The organism is Schlesneria sphaerica (assembly GCF_044336245.1).
Classification (GTDB): Bacteria; Planctomycetota; Planctomycetia; order Planctomycetales; family Planctomycetaceae; genus Schlesneria; species Schlesneria sphaerica.
Genome location: NZ_CP172346.1, coordinates 2,660,592 through 2,682,804 on the forward strand (window position 1 = coordinate 2,660,592; position 22,213 = coordinate 2,682,804).

A 22,213-nucleotide genomic window follows, 5' to 3' on the forward strand; every position below is an offset into this window, starting at 1 on the left:
CAATAGAAGAACAGGCGCACCACCCCGTCCGGTTCGCCTGTCATCAGAAAAAGTCTTACGGGGAATCTGACTACCGAATTGTTTTCGCCAGTGATGCGATCAGGTCATACAACAGGTCGAGCGACTGATTGGCTTCTTCCACCGTGATCGTCAGCGGTGGACTGACGCGCAGCACCTTGCCTGCGAGAGCTCCCAGCAGGTGAATGCCGGTATTGTCCTGACCGACGTAACACGCCTGCACGATTTTCGCGGCGACTTCACCGGCAGTGAGTTGTCCAACACTGGCGCACTCAAACCCAAACACCAGCCCTTCCCCACGTACGTGGTTCACCAGTCCAGTTGATTTCAGGCGTTCCAGTCCCTTGATAAAGAGGGGCGTCAGCTTGCGGGCATGATTCAGAACGTCCGTCGATTCAAACTCATCAAGCGTTGCCAGAACCGCTGCACAGGAAAGCGGATTGGCACTCCACGTATCGGAGGCCTCGCCATACTTCATCGTGGCGAAGACATCACCACGAGACGCTACGGCGGCGACCGGAATACCGTTCCCCAAGCCCTTGCCAAGCACCACCATGTCAGGTTCGATGCCATAAGCTTCGAAGGCGTACATCGCCCCGGTCCGGCCAAAGTTGGCCTGGACTTCATCGAAGATCAACACAATGTCATGCTCGCGACAGAACTTCTGCAGCATCTGATGATAAGCGGCAGGAGGATGGAAACTTCCTCCCCCCCCCAGATACGGTTCGGTAATCAGGCACGAGATTTTCCGCCCGAACTGGCGCCACAGGTCTTCGAGTTCCTGCTGATATTTAGACAGGTCAATCGCGGCGGGATCAAAGCCCGCGTCGATAATCTCTTCCATCGGGAAGCTGATGAATCGGACTCGTGGATCTCTTTCGGCATCCTTTTCTGATCCGGTTACGGCATTCGCGAGCCCCTTCTTTCCGTGAAACCCGTAACGGGTCGCCAGAATGATGTCTCGGGTTCGATCCCGGGAAAGACTTGCCCAGATTGCTTTCTGAACCGCTTCCGATCCCGAAGCGGCCCAGACGATTGTGTCGAGCCGTTCACTCCCTTTGCTGCGGCGAAGGTTCGCCAGCAGACGTTCGACAGCCTGTGTTTCGATTTCGGTAATCCCGTTGTACGCCGTCAGCGTTACCGCGGGGACATACTCGTTCGCCCCTGCGGGGGATCCACCGAAAAACTCGGGCGACCAACCCATATACCGCCCCAGCGCCTGCAGCCAGCGTTTGGGATTGTGGCCCAGATTGGCAACCAGCACACCGGAAGAATAGTCGTACAGCTTTCGACCTTCCGGCGTCCAGTGGTAGACACCTGCCGACTTGGCAAAGACTGCCTGGGATGGTGTGAACGTCCGCAACGCCACGGGTTCGTGCTGAGCAACAATCTTACGAGCAACGTTTGAACGGTTTTCGTTGGGGAATTCAATCGACACAGTCATCGCGTGGTCTTCCTGTAAGTCTTAGCCGTACCTTTCTCAAGTCTGTTTGAGTATTTCAAAATTCAGGTATCGGTAAAAGCCTGCTGATGTACAAAACCGCGATGCCACGTCGATTTTGTTGAAATTCCGAGGCGCAGCACACAGCTCTGCGCGGACGAAGTGGAATTCGCGTTCCGCTTACCTTCATCAGACCCGCTGCAGCCGGAATCGACTTGGCCGATTGCTTTTTCAGTTGTCACCCGCATGATGGGATGACAACTGAAAGTGACATTCCCCTCACTCTGTGAGAAACCGACCCTCATGGCGATTGAGTTCCCCTGCCGGTACTGCCAGGCAATCATCCGTGTTCCCGACAGCGCCAAAGGGGGCAAAGGGCGATGCCCCAAATGCGCCATGCGGATCACCGTCCCATCCAAATCGCAACCGCTTCACACCGAAGCCCCTCAGCAAGTCGAACTGTTCAAGCAGGAAGATGAGCCTGTGACGTTACAGGCCGCAGAGGACGAACCCGACACGGATGGCCCCATCGTGTTTGCAGAGGCACCGCCCGAACTGACCCACTCCGAACAGCAATTCCCGCCCCCCTCGGAAACGGTGTCCGACCGCCTCGGAAAACTGCCCGTCGAAACACCGCCCCGCGCGAGAGCAATCACTCGCCGCCCTGAAAAGAAGAAGAAACCCAACCCGCTGGCCAAAGGGATCGGATTCACTCTTCTGGCAGTGGCCCTCATCGCAGCCGGAATCTATGCATTTTCGCTATCGATGAGCACCAAAATCACAGGGCGAGTCAGCGCACAGACGGCAGAAAGCCTGGACCTTCCTCCGGTCGTGATTCGCAAATCACACTTCAAACTTCCCTCGGAATTTGTCGACGAAGCCCTCAGCCAACTGGAGCAAAACCCCGTCCCCCTCAACAGCCAGATGATGCAAATCAGACTGAAAGGATCGACGGAAGGCCTCGCCGTCAGTCTCGATGCGGGCGAGCAGGCGCGGTTCTATCGAGTGGAACTGGACGAGCTGCCGACACTCAAGAAATACCTGTCTCATCAGCTTCTCAACCTGGAAGAGAAGCGTTTCTCCCAGATCACTACCTCTGCGACCGCGTTCCTTGAGACATACAGCAAGGTGATCGCGAAAGAGACCAGCGCCCAGAGCATTACGGTCTTCCGAGATTCCATGGCAATCCCCGCACTGGTCCAGGGCCTTGGCTTTGAACTGGTAGCGCAACACGCGCGCACGCTGTACCGATGCGTCTACCAGGATCGAGAGGGAGGCTACTACTTCCTGCTTCCCCCAGGAGTGACGGATTTTAAGATCGTCGGACAAACTCACGCCGACGGTCAAGCCCCTGTCCCGCTGGAAATCGAGGTCCACGTAGACGGCTCGATCAGTCCGCTGCCCAGCTTGCAGAAACCGGACACCGAAAACTCACCGCCGACCGACTCAGACGAGAAGAAAGCCCCTTCCGAAAAACTCACGTCCGAATAACGCGACACAATCGACAACACGCCACATCAATTCGACAACACAGAAGAGAATCACGCCTACAATCTGACTCACTTCCTGTGAAGAGCCCGAATCAATATCAGCACACAACCATTCCCCACAAAATCGTACTCCAAAATGAATTAAACAAAATCAAAGGAAAACAAATGACACGCGTCAATCTGATTTTCAACTGAAATCGAGCCCCCGAAGCGATCCCCGCCCGCAGTTTCTGCCGATTGGCACGAACCCTGCTTTCTATCCTTCCGTGGTTGAGACAACTTAATTTCATGAAAGAAGGATAAGAACATGTTGCGACGAACAGTAGTTGCCCTGGTGGCGGTGGCGGGTCTGATCTGCGTTGCGGGGGGAACCGCGTCGGCTCACGGGCCTCGAGGATTCCATGGCCATCGACATGGGTACGGATACGGCCCAGGATTCTATGGGGGGTATCGATATGTGGCCCCACCTCGAGTCATTGTGCCCCCTCCCGCCGTGTACTCATACCCTCCCGTATACGGCCCCGCGTATGGACCTGCCTACGGTCCTGTGTATGGCCCCGGGTATGGTTATGGCCGTTCTGGATTCGGACTGAGCACTCCAGGATTTGGTATCTATATTCGATGACGGTTCGTTGCGGCTTTCGAGCCGGACAGGCCGTTGAACTGACACCCTGGTAGACGAGATGAGTGCCAGTCCTCGTCTCGTCTACCCGCTCTTACTCCAGAGCGAACCGCGAAATCGACATCAACCCGTTTGGGGGAGATCCATTGAGCGATGAAATCGCTCAAGCACACGAATCTTCAGCGGCGCCATGTCCAATTGATCAAACTCTTCCGACTCGACCAGATTGAACGCCGCCACGCGCGCCTCATCCAGCAGGGCCTGATCCCGATTGAGGTCAGCGACACGCAGCGGCAGCGACCCGCTCTGTCTCGTTCCCAACACGTCACCCGGTCCGCGCAGCTCAAAATCTGCCTCCGCAATCTTAAACCCATCGGCTGTCGACTCCATCGCCGCCAGACGCTTGGCCGCCTCTGGCGAATCCGAATCGGAGAACAGGAAGCAGTACCCCTGCACCTTACCCCGACCCACCCGACCGCGAAGCTGATGAAGTTGCGATAGACCAAACCGCTCTGCTTGTTCAATCACCATCATGGTCGCATTGGGAACGTCGATCCCCACCTCGATGACCGTTGTGGCCACAAGCAGATCGAGTTCACCATTGCGAAACATCTCCATCGTCCGGACTCGCTCATCGCGATCAAGCTGACCATGGACGAGACCCACACGAAACTCCCGAAACTCCCGCTCCGACAGTTCGCGATAGATGGCCTCAGCACTCCCATAAACATCCGCACTGGAAGCCGTTGTCGGATTGTCTTCAATCCGAGGGCAAACGACGTAGGCCTGACGCCCATCCCTCAACTTCTGCTTAATAAAGTCCCAAGCCCGTCGGGCTGATCCACTTCCCACAACCCGACTGGTCACCACCCGCTGACGCCCCGGCGGTAAATCTGAGATGACGGTTAAGTCCAGATCGCCGTACTGCGTGAGACATAAGCTTCGAGGTATGGGTGTGGCCGTCATCACCAGGACATGAGGTGCCGTCTCACCCGATGAGAAGCGAGATCGCTGGACCACTCCGAACTTGTGTTGCTCATCAATGACCGCTAGCCCCAGCTTCTTGAAGGCAACGGCATCCTGAATAACCGCCTGAGTCCCCACCACCAGCTGCGCTTCACCCGAGGAAATCTGCTCGAGCGTCGCGCGACGCTGAGCAGCGGTTAACCCTCCAATTAACAAACGACGCTCTACCCGACTCCCTTCGAGCAGAGCATCAATGGTGCTCCAGTGCTGCTGCGCGAGAACCTCGGTCGGCGCCATAATCACCGCCTGCACCCCGGCCGCAACCGCCACCAGCATGGCATAAATCGCGATCGCGGTTTTCCCGGCACCCACATCCGCCTGCAGCAACCGATGCATCGCATAGGGTCGCCCCAGATCTTCGACGATCTCGGCAATCGCTCGATCCTGCCCTGGCGTTAAGCGAAATGAAAAAAGTCGCCTGATTCGTGCATCGATTTTGGCCGAGGTCTGTAAAGGAACGGCCGCATTCTCGGCCCTCCAGAATCGGCGACGCATCGCCAGCGCCAGTTGAAACTCGAGCAGGTCATCAAACACGATCCGACGCATCCCGGCCCGATACTCATCCATGGAAGCAGGCAAATGCACGCATCGCAGTGCTGACGTGAGCTCAATCACATTGGCGCGAGATCGAAAGCCAGAGGGCAGCGGGTCCGGAACCAACTCCGCATACTCCTCCACTACCCCTTTCATCAGTCTGCGCATTTCGTGCTGCGAGAGACCTTCAGTGAGCGAGTAAACCGGCAGCACCCGGCCCCCTTCTTCGATCTCCTCATCACCCAGCCACTGAACAGTGGGATGAGAAAACTCCCAGCGCCGGGCAATGAATTTGGGCTTCCCCGAAAAGAGAACTCGCTGCCCCAATTCAAACCTTCTCAGCATATAAGGCTGATTGAAGTAAACCCCCCGCACGAACCCACCATCAGCCTGCAGCAGAATCGCCGTCATCGTCTTCCCCGTCGAGGTATGGCGGGAATCCCGATCCACAACAACACCAAAGACGGTCGACAACACCCCTTCCTTCAGCTCAAAGACCGTTGAAATGTGAGTCAGATCAAGAACATCGCGAGGCAGATTCCAGAGCAGGTCTGTGACCGTCGCAATCCCGAGCCGCGCCATCAGATCAGAGCGCGCTGGACCAATCCCGCGGAGAAATCGAACAGGTGTTTGCAGCGGGTCGTCAGAAGAGTTAGGCGACATTCTTGCGGCGAATCAAAGACGATTGACAGAACAGAATCACCGTTCATCATCCTGACGGGACTCCAATTTTTCCAGCTCACATCCGGGCAACCACCCGTGACGGCACCCATCCCCACACTGGCCTGCCAGATCTCGCAACAATGGTGAAACCACCTTAGCGGGCCATGCTATTTAATGCAGATGCAAAAAAAAGGGGGGGCTGGAAAACCAACCCCCTCTTGCTTGTTGTAGTACGCGCATCGCATCAAGCGACGCAGTTCAGTATCGATGAGATACTGAAGCCGAAAAACGTGGCTTTAGGGCCTACTTCGCTGCCTTCTTGGCGGCTTTCTTGGCAGGAGCAGCCTTCTTCGCGGCAGCCTTCTTAACAGCGGCCTTCTTAACAGCCTTCTTCGCAGGAGCGGCCTTCGTAGCAGGAGCAGCCTTCGCAGCTGGCGCAGCCTTCGTAGCAGGAGCAGCTTTCGTAGCTGGAGCAGCAGCCTTCTTCTTAGCCATTTTCAAGTCCTCTTTCCAAGAGACCCCGTGAGTGACTTGTCTCGACCGCTGGCGCACCGGGCTAAGCAGTACGGCTAAGACTTATCATCCACATCGATTCCATTCGACTTGTCAACCTTGACAAGTCGCCTGTTGGTCTCGTCATTCGTCACTCACAACATCAGTTAGCCACGGCAGCGACCACTTTTTGTTGACTTGACAGTGATATCCTTACGAGTTCCAACAACAAACTGCGATCATCCTACGAATTTCATCTTTTTGTTCAAGCCATTTCTCGCCCCGACACCACATAAATTCTCTGTTTTTTTGAACTTTCGAGACTCATTCAAGCCCATCTCACTGGTCTTAACGATGACCTTCATTGATGCCTCACCACACGTCGCCTCTGTTACTATGACAACTGTCATAGAGTGTCAGCCAAGCCCTGGCCGAGTCATCCACACGAACCACGCAACACCGTAAAAACCCATAAAAAACAGTGATTTCTCGCAACCAGGCGAATTGAAGCACCAGGCTCCCCAAGTCGAAATACCACCTGCAAAGATCCCTGGACGCAGCCGCTCATCATGTTGCTCTGCGGTCTTGAATGAACATCGCAGCCCATTGGCACATCCATCGACCTCGCTCATCACATACGAGGACGAAAATCTCTGTTGTCATCAGCAGTAGTTGCCGAATACGATCCGCCGCATTCATGACATCGAAGTCAGTAACACGGAAGAAAGGCCTGAAATGAGTTCGAAGCAAGCGGGTATCGGATCGCAACACGCAGGCGAGTCAACGATGACAGTCGCGCGTGATGCGTCTTCCATCACCTCCCTGGCACAGGGCATCGAACGAACCCGCGATCACTTGCTGAGTCTCCAGCAACCAGACGGCCACTGGTGTGCCGAACTGGAAGGAGACACCATCCTTGAATCCGAGTACATCCTGTTGCTGGCCTTCCTCGGCAAGGGCCAGTCAGAACAGGCAAAAGAAGCTGCCGCCTACTTGCTCGATCAGCAGTGCGACCATGGTGGCTGGGGCATGTTCCCCGGCGGTCCCCTGGAAATCAGTGGTTCGGCGAAGGCTTACCTCGCACTGAAAATCACCGGCCATGACCCCAAAGCTGACTACATGGTCCGCGCTCGGGAAGCCATCCTGCGTGCGGGAGGTGTTGAGAAGGTCAACAGCTTCACCCGCTACTATCTCGCGATGCTCGGTCTGATCCCGTACGAGCTGTGTCCTGCGGTTCCTCCTGAAATGATCCTGCTGCCCCTGTGGGCACCGTTCAACATCTATGAGATGTCTGCCTGGTCTCGCACGATCATCGTCCCCCTCAGCCTGCTGTGGGCCTGTCAGCCGAAGACGACTCTTCCACCCGAACATCAGATCGACGAGCTCTATGCCTCACCTGAAAAGAGGCTGCCCGCCACGATCGGTGGAGTGAACCATGAAGGGCCGTCGCAAGGCTGGATTAACTGGACGAAGTTTTTCCAGCGCGTCGATCAGACCATCAAGTTTGGTGAACGACTCGGTATCAAGCCCCTGCGAAAGCATTCGATCAAACTCTGCGAAAAATGGATTCTCGCCCGACTGAAAGACAGTGATGGCCTCGGCGCGATCTTCCCGCCAATCGTCTGGACATTAATCGGACTTCGTTGCCTCGGTTACCCGGATGATTCACCGGTCATCGTGTCGCAGTTCGAAGAGCTCGACAAGTTGATGATCCGCGACGTCAACGCGAAGGGTGTCGCACGCCTGCGACTGCAACCCTGCCTCTCTCCTGTCTGGGACACTGCGATTGCGACCATCGCCTTGCGGGATGCCGGAGTTCCACGTCACGATCCGGCCATTCGCAAATCGCTGCAGTGGCTGCTTTCAAAAGAGGTTCGCCAGCAGGGAGACTGGTCGTTACGTAACCCCAAGCTGGCCCCTGGGGGGTGGTACTTCGAATACAACAACGAGTTCTATCCCGACGTCGATGACACGTCGATGGTGCTGATCGCTTTCGGGAAATGCCTTCCTGAAGGAATGGGAACCGACTGGACGATGGAGTTGTTCGACGACCGTGCCGCAACAGACCCCAATGCTCCAGTTGTCTTCAGCGGCCGATCCGCCAGCGCCGAACAGGCCATCGCCGAACTCGAAGCCGCGTCGCCCATGGTGAATGCAATGCGCCGCGGTGTGATGTGGCTGAAAGCCATGCAAAGCCGAGACGGGGGCTGGGGTGCCTTCGACGCGAACAACACACGTGAAGTCCTGACGAAGGTTCCTTTTGCAGACCATAACGCGATGATCGACCCCAGCACGGCCGACATCACCGCGCGAGTCCTCGAAAGCTTCGCCGCAGTCGGCATCCGCACTGACAGCGAAGTCCACAAGAAAGCTCTCGACTTTATCTGGCAAGACCAGCAACCGGATCATTGCTGGTACGGCCGCTGGGGCGTCAACTACATCTACGGGACATGGCAGGTGATCGTCGGCCTGGTGACCCACGGCATTCCTGCCCGCGATCCTCGGATCCAGCGAGCCGTCCAATGGCTTAAGGATCATCAGCAGGAATGTGGCGGATGGGGCGAAACAGCGAACAGCTACGATGATCCGACTCTGCGCGGCACTGGCGTCCCCACAGCCTCACAAACCGCCTGGGCTCTCTTGGGACTGATTGCCGCCGGTGAAGCCCACTCTGAAGCCGCCCAGCGGGGTGTCGATTACCTGCTCAGCACACAGCGTCCGAACGGAACATGGTACGAACACGAATTTACCGGAACCGGTTTCCCCCGCGTGTTCTACCTCAAGTACCACTACTACGCGCTGTACTTCCCACTCATGGCACTCGCCCGTTACCGCAAGGCGATTGCCTGAGCCGCCCGGGCTCTGTGGCCAGACCGGACTGGTACCACTGACACCTGCCTGCGATGACACCGCAGCAAACAGAAAACCCCTGCTTCACTGGTGACAGCGAAGCAGGGGTTTATTCATCCCAAAACCTGAAAGCCGGCCGGCGGCCTCAGCCCCACCCTGACCTTCGGACATCCTGACATTGACGGTTGCTTGGGGTCGATCTTCGACAAACCACCGCGGGCGTGCAGAGCGTATGCCCTTCGTGTGAGCCATCCGGTACACCCGTCGGCGACCGAGGCAGATTTACTTACCATAGAATTCCGGTTTGCGGCCCTTCACATACCCGCCGAAATTGAACGGCGATGGCTGATAGTCACCTACCAGATCGGTCTTCAGGTGATCGGTGATTTTGTCTTCCAGCCCGACGCTCCAATAGACGGCATTCACCAGCAGTCGACGAAGGGGTCCGTTCTCAAGGTCTGTCGATGATCCCATAGTTGTCGTGAACACGCGCGCTGTCTTTCCGGATGAACTCGTGTAAGACTTCGTCCAGACGATTGGCATCATCGGCTGGTTCTGAGCACCCTCCACCGGGGGATCAGTGGGCTTCATTCCTTGCACGACCTGTCCCAGGACCAGTGGCTTACTGTCCCCAGGCAACGGCAACCGGACACCATACACGTCAGTCGGTCCCCAGATCTCGCCATCCTTGATCCCTGTCAGAACCGGATGCTTTGCCTGGTCTTTCACCAGGATTCCCCGGGTGCTCTGCGAGCCGTGGTTTCCGTGATGGCTGATCCATGTTTCGCCTAAGACCTGCCGACCAAACCCCTGCTCATAGGCTTTATCGCTGGAGTTCCACGAATACTGAGAGAACTTCGTCCCGGCAGGAATGTTGAAGGCATGTGTCGCCGTCCGCAGCCCCATCACCGGCCGTCCTGACTCCAGATACTCAACGATGTGCTGCATCTGTTCATCAGGCAGATTGCGGAATCGTGTCGCGATGATCATCAGGTCGGCCGACTTGAGTGCCTCGGTTCCGGGAATGTTGTTGTTGACGTCTGGATTGATTTCCCCGGTCTGCGGATCGATAGCGAACAGGACCGTGCAGTCGAATCCATGATGTCGGGAGAGAATCTTGGCGAGTTGAGGCAGCGATTCTTCCGAACGGTACTCTTCATCTCCCCCCACCAGCACAATGTGCTTCCCTTTTCCAGGCCCTTCCCCACCGGGGAACTTCAGCCACGACTCGTCAGCTCGTACGGTTCCGGAAACCGACATGGCGAGCAAGGCACTCATGACACAGGCCAGGCGGCGAATGCGGGGACTGATGCCGCACATCCCGATTGCGATTGTCGACTTATGCACGTTGTGTCCTTCCAGGAGTAACGGAATGAGGATTTCGGTTTCCGACGTGACCCATAAAATCATGTGCAATTTGCGCTCATCGCGACACCTCAAGGATACTCGGCGAAGTGACGCGGGGCTCCGGCCCCCTCCGAACTGACCACTGCAGTTTCCTGAGTTGTTGCGAACGTTCTCAGGATTGCCACCGATCCGGCGAGCAGCGCCGTAACATCGAACTGAGTCTGCTTTGCCGATGCGAGTCGACCTAACGGCGAGTCACCATACTTCCATCAGATCGTCATCGCGGTGAAGCCGCCGTCGACGAGCAGGTTATGCCCCGTCAAAAAGCTTCCCGCGTTGGGCGAGGCGAGCAACAGGATGGCGCCGGCAAGCTCTTCCGGTGAACCAAACCGGTTCATCGGAGTGTGACGCATGACGCTTTCCACACGATCCGGCGTCAGAACCTTTTTGTTCTGCTCTGCAGGGAAGAAACCGGGCGAGAGAGCGTTCACGCGGATGCCTTTTGTCGCCCATTCCCGTGCCAGGTTTTGCGTCAGGCTGATCACGGCCGCCTTCGACAGCGAATAGGTAAATACGCGCGACAGAGGCGGGCCGGCGCTGACCGAGGCGATATTGATAATCGAGCCCTTCGTTCCCTGATCGAGCATATACTTACCAAGGACCTGACAGGCCAGGCGAACGCCGCGCAGATTGACGTTCAGAATGCGTTCCCACTCTTCTTCGCCAATTTCCAGGAACGGGGTGGGCGAGTTCACGCCAGCACCGTTCACGAGCACATTGACTTCGCGGTGACTGGACTTGAGGTGTTCCACAAGCCGATCCAGATCATCATGCCGGGTGGCATCGCAAGAGAAATACTCGGCATGGCCGCCTCGTTCTTTAATCAGGCGTACCCGCTCGTTGCCATGTTCGTCGTTTCGCCCAACAACGACAACGTGGGCTCCCGCGCTGGCGAGGGCATCACAAAAGGCCCCACCCAGCGTCCCGGTTCCGCCAATCACGACAGCCGTCAGCCCATTCAGACCGAACATCCCTTGCAGGTACTCACCTGTACTCATGACACATTCTTCCGATATTTCAGATGAAAAAAACTCTTCCACAGCGACTGCGCCTGTTTCGCAAGGGGGCCGGAGCGTCGTCCATTGCTGGTTCATCCCTCTGATTCGCATCAGGCGGGGATCCATCGCAGACCGGGCACACTCCCACCCCGCTGGACAGCACGTTCACGGATCGAAACTTGGCAGGAAGACAGAATATTGACCGTAACGTTCCTGATTAACAAGCGGACCGATTGTCACCCGGAACACGGTCAGGCACGAAATCAAATCGCGGCAGCGATTGTTCGGATGCCCTCGACTGTTCACGGTCACCACTCATCAAACCATTGCTCCCGCGACAGGCCCCTATTCTTCGGTTATATATCTTCCCACGACGATCCCGACTAACTACTCACGTGAGGCGAGAAATGGCGTTGCAGTGCAAAACACTCGGCATGACCCCCAGCTTCGGATTTGGCGATCGCATCGGTCTGGCCACCCCCGGCCATGTCGCCGCGATGCAGGAAGCAGGAGCGGGCATTCTGCCGATCTTCCCGCAACAGTCGATTCGCGAAATGTCGCGAACCTCACGCACCCCTTCCCAGGTGATGTCGGATGCACTACGAGCGGCCGAAGAATGTGGCTGGAAGGGTGATATCGGCGCCGACGCAGACCACTTGAAAACGACGAACGACGTCGATGAGACAGCCGCCGTCGGTTTTACCTTCTTCACCATCGACCCATCCGGTCACGTTGACCAGAAGGCGGATGACTATCCTGAAAACGAGGTGCGAGAAAAATTCGCCTCGCTGGCCGGCGAAGTCAACTGGATCGAGTCCTACCGAGGTCGCCGGGTGACACTCTCGTCCGGAACCACGATTGAACTGACCGAAGAAGCCTGTCTTCGTGCGGCGGTGAAGTACGGCCGGGCCATCAACGCAGCGGTCTCTCTTGCAGATCACATTCGCACGGTCCAGACTGCCGCGCAGCGCGACTACGAGATCGAACTGAGTGTCGACGAGACCGATCAACCGACAACACTTGCCGAACACTACATCATCGCCGACCAGACACTTTCTCGAGGAATGAAGCTCGTCAGTCTGGCCCCGCGATTTATTGGCGACTTTGAGAAAGGTGTCGACTTCAAGGGAGATCCCAGTCTGCTGGATCGCTCCCTGGCCGATCACGCCGCCATCGCCAGGCTGCTGGGACCCTATAAGCTCAGCCTGCATTCCGGGTCTGACAAACTCTCGATGTACGGCTCGCTGGCACGGGCAACAAAGGGCTGCTTCCACGTCAAAACCGCAGGAACCAGCTATCTCGAAGCACTTCGAGTTGTGGCTCACCATGACGCATCCCTGTTCCGGCGGATCATCGATTTCGCACGTGACCGCTACATGCGAGATAAAGCCACCTACCACGTTTCCGCGACACTCGACTCGGCCCCCTCGACCACGGACTGTCCTGACGCCGGGCAGCTTGAAGTCCATTACCTTGAGCGATGGAGCGACGTCCCTCAGGGCCGGGGCTTCACGGAACCGGGTAGGCAGATTCTGCACTGCACGTTCGGCTCAACACTGACGGATCCCGTCCTGGGGAAGGAAGTCAAATCGCTTCTGGCGGCAAACGTGGCCAGCTACACAGAAGTGCTGCGCGAACACTTCGTGAGACACCTGGACGCCCTCAACGCTGGGATGTAAGGCTTCTGATTCTGCAGAGGTGACGCACTGCGGATCAGGTGTAACGAACTGAAAAGTCCACTGGTGAGACGTGGTCATACCAGTGGACTTCAACGTATTGGAGATCCGCCGATCCGTGATCGCGCGAGGACGGCTCGCTATTCCGTCCTGCCGGTCGAAAGATCGTACGTGGCACGTTGGACCTTGGACTGTCGATCCGACAATTGCCGCAATTGATTGAGAATATCCCCGTCCAGCGCCTGCTCACCATCGACCATTCGGCCCAGCAGTTTCGTCCGCCGGTTCACCCGATATTGCAGCGAACGCAACATCTTCAGCTCCGACAGCTTATTGACGAGTTCCTTCTGCCGTTCCTGGGGTTGTTGTTGCTGCTGTTGCTGTTCCTGCTTTTTGTCTTTGGCTTTCTCAATTTCCTTCTGCAGCGCTTCGATGATTTCCCGCAATCCTTCCACGATATCTTCTTCGATGTTCTGGGTAATCTCGGCAACGTCCACTCGTTCCAGTCGACGTGCGACCGTCAGCATGTCGTCCCGAATCTGCTCGACCGCTTCCGGGAAGGCAACGGAAGAACCTTCTTCCTTGAGCAGTGTCAGGGCCTTCGCGGCCAGCAATGAAATCTCTTCTTCATTTCGAGCCAGCTCGACCGATCGATTCCGATGGCGATCGGTCCGATTGTCGACGGGCACCGCGTGAATCGCGAGAGTCGCGTTATTGACGGCCTCCTGCTTTTGCAGCATGTCGCGGAAGCGAGCTTCCAGTTGCGCCAGCACCATCTCACGTTCTTCTTCCCGTAACTGACGGAGAATTTCTTCCAGCTTCTCTTTCGCTTTCATCAGTTCGGCAATGGCCTGATCCTGCTTGTCGGAAGCCCCCTTGCGGTTATTCCGCTTCAGCTCTTCAATTGCACGATCCATTTCCTGTCGGGCTCGCTCAATTTCGTCACGTCCCGCAGTCTTCTGGGGTTGCTTTTGAGGACTTGATTCCTGCTCTTGCGAGTCGGACTGCTGCTCCTGTCCCTCTTGTTGCTCCTGCTGCTCCTGTCCTTCCTGAGGTTCTCCCTCTTGCGGCTTTCCCTGCTGAGGCTTTCCTTTCTGGGGCTTGCCAGAGGGTTTCTTTCCGGGCTGAGGTTTCCCCTGCTTCCCGTTCTCGGATTTTTCCTGAGCGTTTTTGGACTGTTCAGGGTCATCCGACTTTGGTGCCCCTTCGTCTTCAGTAGAACCCTTTTCCCCCTCCTCGGGTTTCGCATCTTCATCGCCAGCGGGTTTTTCGGCATCCGCTGGCTTCTGTTCGCCGTTGGCGTCGCTCGATTTTTGCCCCTTTTGACTCGACTTTCCCTTTTGGTCGGGCGAGGGCTGCTTTCCCTCCTGAGAGTCGTCGCCACTGTCGGGCTTGTCCGCGTTGTCCGATTCTCCTCCGTCCTGCGAATCGGATTCTTTCTTTTCGGATTGATCGTCTCCAGATTTGCCGCCCGATTTGTCGGCATTCTTTCCCGCCTCTTTTTCCGTCGAGGAATCAGCTCCTTTTTTGGCTGCATCCTGAGATTTAATTTTCTCGGCCAGTTTTTTCGTCTCATCAGAAACCTGCTTCTGCTGGTTCTGCAGTTCCGCAGCGTTCGCCCCCCGCTCGGTATTCGCTCGCGCATCAGTTTCCTTACCGATGAGCTTGGTGACGTCCTTAATCAATTCCTGGATGCGTTTCTTTTCCTGCTCCAGGTCGTCTTTTCGCGCCTCGCTCATCAAGAGTTCCAGCAGCGATTGGAGCTCGGCCACAACCATTTCCTGCCGTTCGACCGCGTCCCCCAACTGGTCTTTCTTCAGCAGTTCGGTCAGTGATTTGAACTGGTCCGTGATTCGACCTTCCTTGCTTTTGCCGATCGCACGCAGCAACAGTTCGGACCGGGTGGCATCGGTCTTGCGCAGATAGTCGCTCAGTTGTTCCAGGGTGATCTCAAAGCGGCGATACCGCATCTCGATCGCTTCCTGAGTCGCCGACAGGCTGGGTGGTGCATCCGGATCGGCAGCGGTTTCTTCCGGCTCTGACTGTGCGAACACTCCCCCGATCCCGAGGGTCAGAACAGCCATCACCAGCCAGACGACTCCAGCGGGGCGGAAAGTTGAAACGCAGCAATGACGGGACTGCGGCTGTCTTACAGACAGGCTTTCCCGCATCGCGGGTTGGGCGGGAATAATCGAGCACGACCGTGCCCGGTGATCTGTCAGAAGTCGCTCCACGAACATCGCGGCATCTCCAGTTTGAGCAAATTCAATCCGCCCGATTCTATCGCACCGCATACACAGGAACCAGACGGGATCTGCTAGTCCGCCCCTGGTTCGCCCGTATCGTACCTACGACCGGCCTCCAGCAAATGTCTCAGCAGCGGTTGTCCATATCCTCACTGCAACCCAGACGTCTCAATCAGCGCAGAAACTGTTAACGATTTAACATTTCACTTGACCAGATCCGCCAGCGGAACTACCCTCCATCTGTTAAACATTTAACAGGAAGCCAAGTGCCCCCCCAACCCTCCCCCACACTGACCGACCGCGAAGCAGAAATCATGGAACAGCTGTGGACGCTCGGAACCGCGACCGCAGAAGAGATTCGACACAGACTCTCAGATGAGCCACATGATTCGACCGTCCGGACAATGCTGCGGATTCTGGAAACGAAGGGCTTTGTCAGCCATAAGAGAAGTGGTCGCAGCTACGTCTACAAGCCTTTGATCAAGCGTGAAAAGGTACAGGGGAAGACTCTGACGGATGTCATCCGCCAGTTCTTTTCGGGATCACCACATGAACTCGTCTTACGACTGCTTGAGGAAGAACAGCTTTCCGTGGACGAACTCGACGACCTGATGAATCAATTCCAGCAAGGACGCAAAAAATGACCGGAATCCCACTGGTGACGCTCATTATCAAGTCTTCGTTGATTCTGGGAATCAGCGTGTTGATGACTTTGCTGGCAGGGCAACGCTGGCCTGAGCAGTGCTCCCTCTGGAAGCGTGTCGCGATTGTGGCACTGCTGGTCCTTCCCGTTGCCATGGCGTTCTTCCCGTCAATTTCCATTCCCCTCCTGCCCGCGTTCGCCGAAATAGAACTGGAAGCGCCAAAGCAGACGGACGAGTTCGCTGCGGCCACCCTGACGGGTTCAGACCGCTCCGAAAATCTTGATATCAAGTCATTCCCGTCGAATACCGCGGGAACTCTCTCGATGTCACCTCACCACGCTCGTTCAAACAGGGCCGCTGCTGACGCATCCCCCGCATTCCTGTGCTCATTGCGTTCGAGCGAATCAGTTATCTGGATCGTCGTCGCAGTCGTATATGCATGTCCTGTCACTCTCCTGTGCGTACGGCTCATCCGATCGCTTCGCCGACTGGAACAACTGCGTACGACCGGGACAGCACTGTCAGATCCTGATTGGTCCAGTCGGATTGCAAAATGGACGCGCTTACTCCGTGTTCGCCGACAGGTGACGGTCCGGATAACCGACCAAACGATAGTCCCTCAGACGTTCGGTTGGCTTTCTCCTGTGATCCTGATCCCCACACGCTGTGTTCTGAATACGAACTCTTCGCAGAGAGAAGCCATTCTGATTCACGAACTGACGCACATCGCAAACTACGACTTTTTCTGGAAAGTTCTCACACAGTTCATGACAGCGTTCTACTGGCCCCATCCACTCGCCTGGCTGGTTCGACGCGATGGTGACATCCTGCGTGAGCGTCTGTGTGATCGATATTGCACTCACCAGTTGGGCTGGCAGACGTACGCGACGGCTCTCATTGAGGTCGCCAGACTCGCGGCTGATTCCCGCAATCTCCGACGGACCGGCACCATGGGAATCGCCATGGCGCATCACTCGACGATCCGCCGAAGGCTGGATGAGTTGGCATGTCTGCCACCTGGCCACCACCCTCGATCCGGAGCGATCAAGCAATTTCTTGCCCTGGGATTGGCGACCGTCGCATCAGGACTGATCGTCATCGGGATGCTCACAGCGCGTACTGGGAGCTACCCTGATTCGTCACAGAACAAGACTTTACAATCCGTCGCCGGATCGGAATGGGCGGATTTCGGGGAAAAACTCCAGAGGAAGTGCGAGATCGCTCCGACCGCCATTGAAACAGGTCCTCCAAGCCAAGCCGCACCGGAACACTTCTGGCCGGATGATACGGAAGCTTTTAACGCTGAGGTGGCCGCAACCGTGAACGGCGTCCCTATTCCGAACCAAGCGATACTTGACCGCTACAGCGGCTACCTGATCAGTGTTCGAGATCAGATGCAGGCAGCGGCTGATCGTCCACTTCGCCACGGCGACGCGATTCCCTCAATTGACGACTTCCACCAACTTCGGAGATCGCTCATTCAGCGCGACATCTCAACACAACTCCAAAAAGTCATTCTCGTGCAATCCGCAAGGACCCGCCTGGAACCAGAGCAGTTCCAGCGCATGGAGGCACACGCGAATGAACAATTCGAACAGCAGATCGAGATCCTGAAGCGGGATCACGGAGTGGACACGCTTCAGGATCTCGAACATTCCCTGATGTCAAAGGGAACAACATTGGCCAGAATCAGGGACCACTTTGTTCAGGAGCGGATCTCAACGGAGTATCTCGTGGCGATGGTGGATGGCCCCACATCGATCGACGTTGCAGAAGTCCGTGCCGCCTATGAGGCGAATTCCCGATCGTATGACGTACCAGGTGTCGCCTGGTGGAGAGAACTGCGGGTTGCGCGTTCGCTTGAGGATGGTGACAAAGCTGCTCGAGACATGCTGGCCAGACTATCCGCCGAGATTGATCAGTTAGATGACGCAGTGGTCGACGAAGTAATTCGCCGGAATTCCAACTCACGAGCGGTGCAGTACTCGTCAAACAATCGGGCTGAACAGGGAAGTAAGCGGGATCAGGAGTTGGAGGGGCAGCTTTTTGCTCTCCCAATCAATCGGTGGAGTGAGGTGATCTCACAACCGGGTTATATCTGCCTGATTTGCGTGTCGAAGCGAATCGAGCCACGTCGTCAGCCTCTTGAGGAAGTCCAAGAGGAAATTCGAAAGACACTGGCCGAAAACAAAAGACTGGATCGGTTGCGGAGCAAGCTGCAAACGATCTTGGCAACTGCACAAATTGAGACCGACTATGAACTCGAAGGGCCGCTGAAGGGAGCGACGGCCCGTTCTCAGTGATCTCAACTCATACGGAAATCTCGGGGGGGGGGGGGGGAATCGGATTCGAACTTGTCCGCCCCTGAATCAATCTTGCTAAGCGTGCTTGCCGTCCTGGTGGTTTGTTGAGGTACCTGCCAAGCTACCGTTGAGAGCTGAGTTCATGTGGTCGAAGCCTGCGGGACGAATGTGAATTTCCCGCAGCGGGAAGGCGAACTCGATGTTTTCTCGTTCAAATTCACGGGCGATTTCAGTGAGCAGGCCGTGACGCAGTTCGAGATAATCTCCTCGCGTAGCCATGTAGACCCGCAGAATGAATGTGAGTGAGTTCGTGCCAAAGTCATCCAGCAGCGCATGAGGTGCCGGCTCTTTGATGACCAGAGGATTTCGGGTGGCAATCTCCATCAGCAGACTTCGGACGCGATCGGGATTGGCTTCGTGAGTCACGTTGACCGTGATACTCATGCGTGAGACTTTGCTCGAAAGCGTCCAGTTCATTACCCGACTGGTGATGAACTCTTTGTTTGGTACCACTAACTCACGCATATCCCAGTCGGTGATGGTTGTGGCACGCATCTGAATCCGCGTTACATTCCCCGAGACATCCCCCACGGTCACGATATCGCCCAGCCTCACGGGTTGCTCGAACAACAGGATTAAACCTGAAATGAAATTGGCAAAGATTTCCTGCAACCCGAACCCTAATCCCACGCCGATGGCCGCAACGAGCCATTGCACTTTATTCCACCCAATCCCCATCACGCCAAACGCAGTGACCAGCCCCGCAGCGGTGATGGCGTATTGGATCACAGTTGTAATCGCGTAGCGCACCCCGGCATCCAGTGGCAGTCGCTGCAACAGCGCGATTTCGAGCAAGCTGGGGAGATTGCGACTGGCCGTGAATGTCAGCGATCCGATGACGATCGCCAGCAGCACGTCGGCCAGCGTCACGGGCTTGAGGACAGTCGTCGAAGCCGATCCGTCCGTACTGGCCGTTTCCACCATCCACAGTTCGATATTCCGCAACGCCCCGAGTGCGGGCATGATATCGCCCCACACCAGCCAGACCCCAATCGCCATGCCGACCGCCATGAACAGTTGCAGAGCCTTGCGGGACTGTTTGTTGATATCGGAAAGAGCGACCTCTTCCTGCGTTTTCCCCGGCAATGAGGCTGCGGCGGCGATGGGTGTCCCCGCGGGCGTTCCCCCCGCGGCCGCTTCGGCACGACGCTCGCGGGCCTTCCGCATCGCCAGGTCACGGTACGAAAGCAAGGACCAGCGAATCAGAGTTGCGTGGACAATTAACAGCCCGATCACCAGCCAGAACGTTGCCAGCAATCGCCAGGCAAGCTGAACCGAGGTGTAGTGATAGCCCGACAATGACAGAACGCCGAGAGACAGCGGACACAACAGCGTCAGAACGTACCACACGGTCTTCAACTGGGTGGCCCAGGCTTTAGGAGCGGCCGCGTAAGCAAACTCGAGGGCCCCACCCACCGGCCGCATCACGTAATGGGCCGCGACCATCAATGCGATCAGGGTCCCCAGAAACGCCAGCCGACCCAGCGAGTTCTTGATCGACTCGTTGGACTGAGATTCCGTGATGGTCACAATCAGGATTAGAGGAAGGCCACACACCATGAACCACGAGATTGCGGAGCGAAGCAGCCGCGTACTCGTCTTGTTCCAGCCGAAATGGTCTTCTCCGAGACCGTGCCGACGACACACGAGCCGCAGCATCTCGAATGTTGCATAGATGACCCCCGCTTTGCGCAGCCCCTGCCCGACCGCATGAATGAATTCGGATCCTCGTTCGGTCGCCGTTAAAGCGTGTCCGACGTAATACAGGATCGAGGGCCACTGGATCGCGAGCAATCCGGTGATCAAGAGAACCCAGAGCGTTGGATAGAAGGCCGTGTTGTTACTGCGAGCGGCGATTTCCCCGAGTTGCGTGATCTTCGTGCGAAGAAATCGCCGGAACAAAACGAGGATCAGGAAGGCGGCCAGGAGCAGCAAGGCCTGGAGAGGGCGGTCCAAAACGTCATTCCAGATCGCGTATCCGACCGTGACCCAGTTTTCTCCATTCACCAGCCAGCTGATCGCCGGCATCAACTGATGCAGATCTGCAAGCCCCAGGATTTTCGCACTGCGAATCCAGAGAATTCGTTCGTCGGCATACGCGGCATATTCGTCGACCTTGGAAATTAACTGTCGCTGTCGGACATCCGCTTCGACCAGATTGTCCAGATAGCTGTTCGTGTCCGCAATCAGTGAGTCATACAGGTCACGCTGAGCTTCCAGCACCTGCCGGATACTCTCCTGCAGGTACTCCTTTTCGTTTTCGGGAATTGGAGGTTGCAGGTGAGTCATGATCGCTTTGACGTGTCGATCGATCGTCGCCAGATCGCTTCGCTTTTCTTCGTCGTCGATCAACTCCAGACACACTTCTGCGATCAGTGCCGTCCTTCGATTGATTTCCTGCACATTTGAGGTTCGATTCGGCAGATCGTCGCGTTGCTTGCGCAGCAACAGTCCAATGGCTTCTGTCGTACCCGCAGTGTCGTATCGCTTGGAAATCCGGTTGAACTGCTCGTCCATTAACTGAACGACCTGATCCAGGTGTTCGACTTCATGAGCCGTCCTCTCGATGGTCGTGGCGAGCGTCCGACGTCGGCTGGCAAGAGCAGCGTTGACCTCGGCAATTTTTCGCACAGCGGGATGGGCCTGGACAGATGCGCGAGTCGCTTCAATCGCCTGCTGATCCGCCTCCTGCCGGCGACGGTCATTGACGATGGCACGAAGTGCTTTGGCGTGTTCTTCCGTTTCCAGCACACGCTGTGCGGCGCGGTCGCGCTGGGCCGACAAGAGATCGCCCGTCGAGTCAAAGTATTGCAACTCGATCTGCGCCGTCGCCATTTCTGCAGTGATGGCTCGCTTACGTGCCTCAAGATAGGCATGCACGGAATTTGTTAAATCAGCTGACTCACCCGGTGCGGGCTTGGTCTCAAGCTGCTTCTCGATATCGGCGAGTTGCTGCTTGGCCGAGTCCGCATTTTTAGGAATCTCGAGTCGCAGATCAGCCCGGCGTTTAGGCTCCTCCTTGAGACTCTGTAGGGACTTCTGTGCCTCAGTGAAATTACTTTCCGCCTGGGTCAGCATCGACTGGAGCTGCGCTAGAGTCGCGTCAGGCGCGATCACGGGTGCAGTCGGGGGGGCCGGTTTCGCTAGTTGCAGCTTGATTTGCTGCAGCGTCTCGGGGGCTTCACGGGTCAGACGAGCGTACTGCTCACCGAGAGCAGTGGCATCAGAGGCTTGCTTCAACTGCACCAGCGTCTTGGCATAGTTGTCGAGAATCCTGGCTTTGACACCGGCCTCAAGCTCATTGTTTTCCTCAACAGTCTTGACCCGTTCCTGAATCGCTTCAAGAGTCAGTTCACTCCCGTTCTTTGTCGCCGCATTTGTGGACTTCGCCGGTAGAGGATCATCCCCCGAGGCTTTCTCCTGTGCGTACGCGACGGCAACCATTCCCGAGAGGATGATGGTAAGGAATGCATGGGAAAGGACGGTGCGCCAAGTCAATTTCGGTTTCTCCTGAGTCGATCCTGATCCTAGTTCATGGTGCCTCCCGGTTCAAACTGCTGCACGGAAACCGACCAGATGCAGCCAGTGGGACACCATCGCCCGGGAAAATCAGACGCTCAGAAAACCGGGCAACTCATGTGCCGCCGAAGACCTCTCTTCCCCAGTGAATAGCCCCCGCCATCTGAAGAAGATCGTTCTGAAGAAAATTGAATTCTGATTCAACGACGCAGGGAGGGGTGATT

General features: G+C 56.5%; 13 protein-coding genes. 6 read left to right on the forward strand and 7 right to left on the reverse strand.

Annotated features, from left to right (window positions below):
* Positions 1-70 precede the first annotated feature (70 nt).
* Positions 71-1,462 carry an aspartate aminotransferase family protein gene (locus tag ACGY09_RS09775; protein WP_397571389.1) on the reverse strand — a complete coding sequence of 464 codons (1,392 nt, stop codon included), beginning with the start codon at positions 1,460-1,462 and terminating at the stop codon, positions 71-73.
* A 300-nt stretch (positions 1,463-1,762) separates the two neighbouring features.
* Here ACGY09_RS09775 and ACGY09_RS09780 point away from each other — a divergent pair, with 300 nt between their 5' ends.
* Together ACGY09_RS09780 and ACGY09_RS09785 are read left to right on the forward strand one after the other, a co-directional pair.
* Positions 1,763-2,950 carry a hypothetical protein gene (locus tag ACGY09_RS09780; protein ID WP_397571390.1) on the forward strand — a complete coding sequence of 396 codons (1,188 nt, stop codon included), beginning with the start codon at positions 1,763-1,765 and terminating at the stop codon, positions 2,948-2,950.
* A gap of 306 nt (positions 2,951-3,256) precedes the next feature.
* Positions 3,257-3,574: a hypothetical protein gene (locus ACGY09_RS09785; protein WP_373650446.1), complete on the forward strand. Its 318-nt coding sequence runs from the start codon at positions 3,257-3,259 to the stop codon at positions 3,572-3,574.
* A 120-nt stretch (positions 3,575-3,694) separates the two neighbouring features.
* Here the strand turns inward: ACGY09_RS09785 and recG are convergent, their stop codons facing one another.
* Both recG and ACGY09_RS09795 read right to left on the reverse strand, forming a co-directional pair.
* Positions 3,695-5,794: an ATP-dependent DNA helicase RecG gene (gene recG, locus ACGY09_RS09790; protein WP_397571391.1), complete on the reverse strand. Its 2,100-nt coding sequence runs from the start codon at positions 5,792-5,794 to the stop codon at positions 3,695-3,697.
* Positions 5,795-6,097: 303 nt separating this feature from the next.
* Positions 6,098-6,289 (reverse strand): hypothetical protein, encoded by a 192-nt coding sequence (locus ACGY09_RS09795; RefSeq protein WP_373650444.1) that lies wholly within the window; start codon positions 6,287-6,289, stop codon positions 6,098-6,100.
* 732 nt (positions 6,290-7,021) lie between these two features.
* Between ACGY09_RS09795 and ACGY09_RS09800 the strand changes: the two genes are divergently transcribed.
* Complete coding sequence (locus ACGY09_RS09800) at positions 7,022-9,136, forward strand: prenyltransferase/squalene oxidase repeat-containing protein (protein WP_397571392.1); 2,115 nt, start codon at positions 7,022-7,024, stop codon at positions 9,134-9,136.
* Positions 9,137-9,418: 282 nt separating this feature from the next.
* Here ACGY09_RS09800 and ACGY09_RS09805 read toward each other — a convergent pair whose 3' ends face one another.
* Together ACGY09_RS09805 and ACGY09_RS09810 are read right to left on the reverse strand one after the other, a co-directional pair.
* Positions 9,419-10,483: a ThuA domain-containing protein gene (locus ACGY09_RS09805; RefSeq protein ID WP_397571393.1), complete on the reverse strand. Its 1,065-nt coding sequence runs from the start codon at positions 10,481-10,483 to the stop codon at positions 9,419-9,421.
* 269 nt (positions 10,484-10,752) lie between these two features.
* A complete protein-coding gene (locus ACGY09_RS09810) occupies positions 10,753-11,541 on the reverse strand; it encodes an SDR family NAD(P)-dependent oxidoreductase (RefSeq protein ID WP_397571394.1) in 789 nt (262 codons plus the stop codon).
* Positions 11,542-11,948: 407 nt separating this feature from the next.
* On the opposite strand from ACGY09_RS09810, the gene ACGY09_RS09815 reads away from it, so the two are divergent.
* Positions 11,949-13,220, forward strand: a complete 1,272-nt coding sequence (locus ACGY09_RS09815; protein WP_373650440.1) for a tagaturonate epimerase family protein — start codon at positions 11,949-11,951, stop codon at positions 13,218-13,220.
* 137 nt (positions 13,221-13,357) lie between these two features.
* Here the strand turns inward: ACGY09_RS09815 and ACGY09_RS09820 are convergent, their stop codons facing one another.
* Complete coding sequence (locus tag ACGY09_RS09820; protein WP_397571395.1) at positions 13,358-15,301, reverse strand: hypothetical protein; 1,944 nt, start codon at positions 15,299-15,301, stop codon at positions 13,358-13,360.
* A 428-nt stretch (positions 15,302-15,729) separates the two neighbouring features.
* Here ACGY09_RS09820 and ACGY09_RS09825 point away from each other — a divergent pair, with 428 nt between their 5' ends.
* Together ACGY09_RS09825 and ACGY09_RS09830 are read left to right on the forward strand one after the other, a co-directional pair.
* Positions 15,730-16,107: a BlaI/MecI/CopY family transcriptional regulator gene (locus ACGY09_RS09825; RefSeq protein ID WP_397571396.1), complete on the forward strand. Its 378-nt coding sequence runs from the start codon at positions 15,730-15,732 to the stop codon at positions 16,105-16,107.
* On the forward strand, positions 16,104-18,410 hold the full coding sequence (locus tag ACGY09_RS09830; protein WP_397571397.1) for a M56 family metallopeptidase: 2,307 nt from the start codon (positions 16,104-16,106) through the stop codon (positions 18,408-18,410). The genes ACGY09_RS09825 and ACGY09_RS09830 overlap by 4 nt, the downstream gene beginning before the upstream one ends.
* Before the next feature lie 75 nt (positions 18,411-18,485).
* Here the strand turns inward: ACGY09_RS09830 and ACGY09_RS09835 are convergent, their stop codons facing one another.
* Positions 18,486-21,968 (reverse strand): mechanosensitive ion channel domain-containing protein, encoded by a 3,483-nt coding sequence (locus ACGY09_RS09835; RefSeq protein WP_397571398.1) that lies wholly within the window; start codon positions 21,966-21,968, stop codon positions 18,486-18,488.
* Between the last annotated feature and the right edge of the window lie 245 nt (positions 21,969-22,213).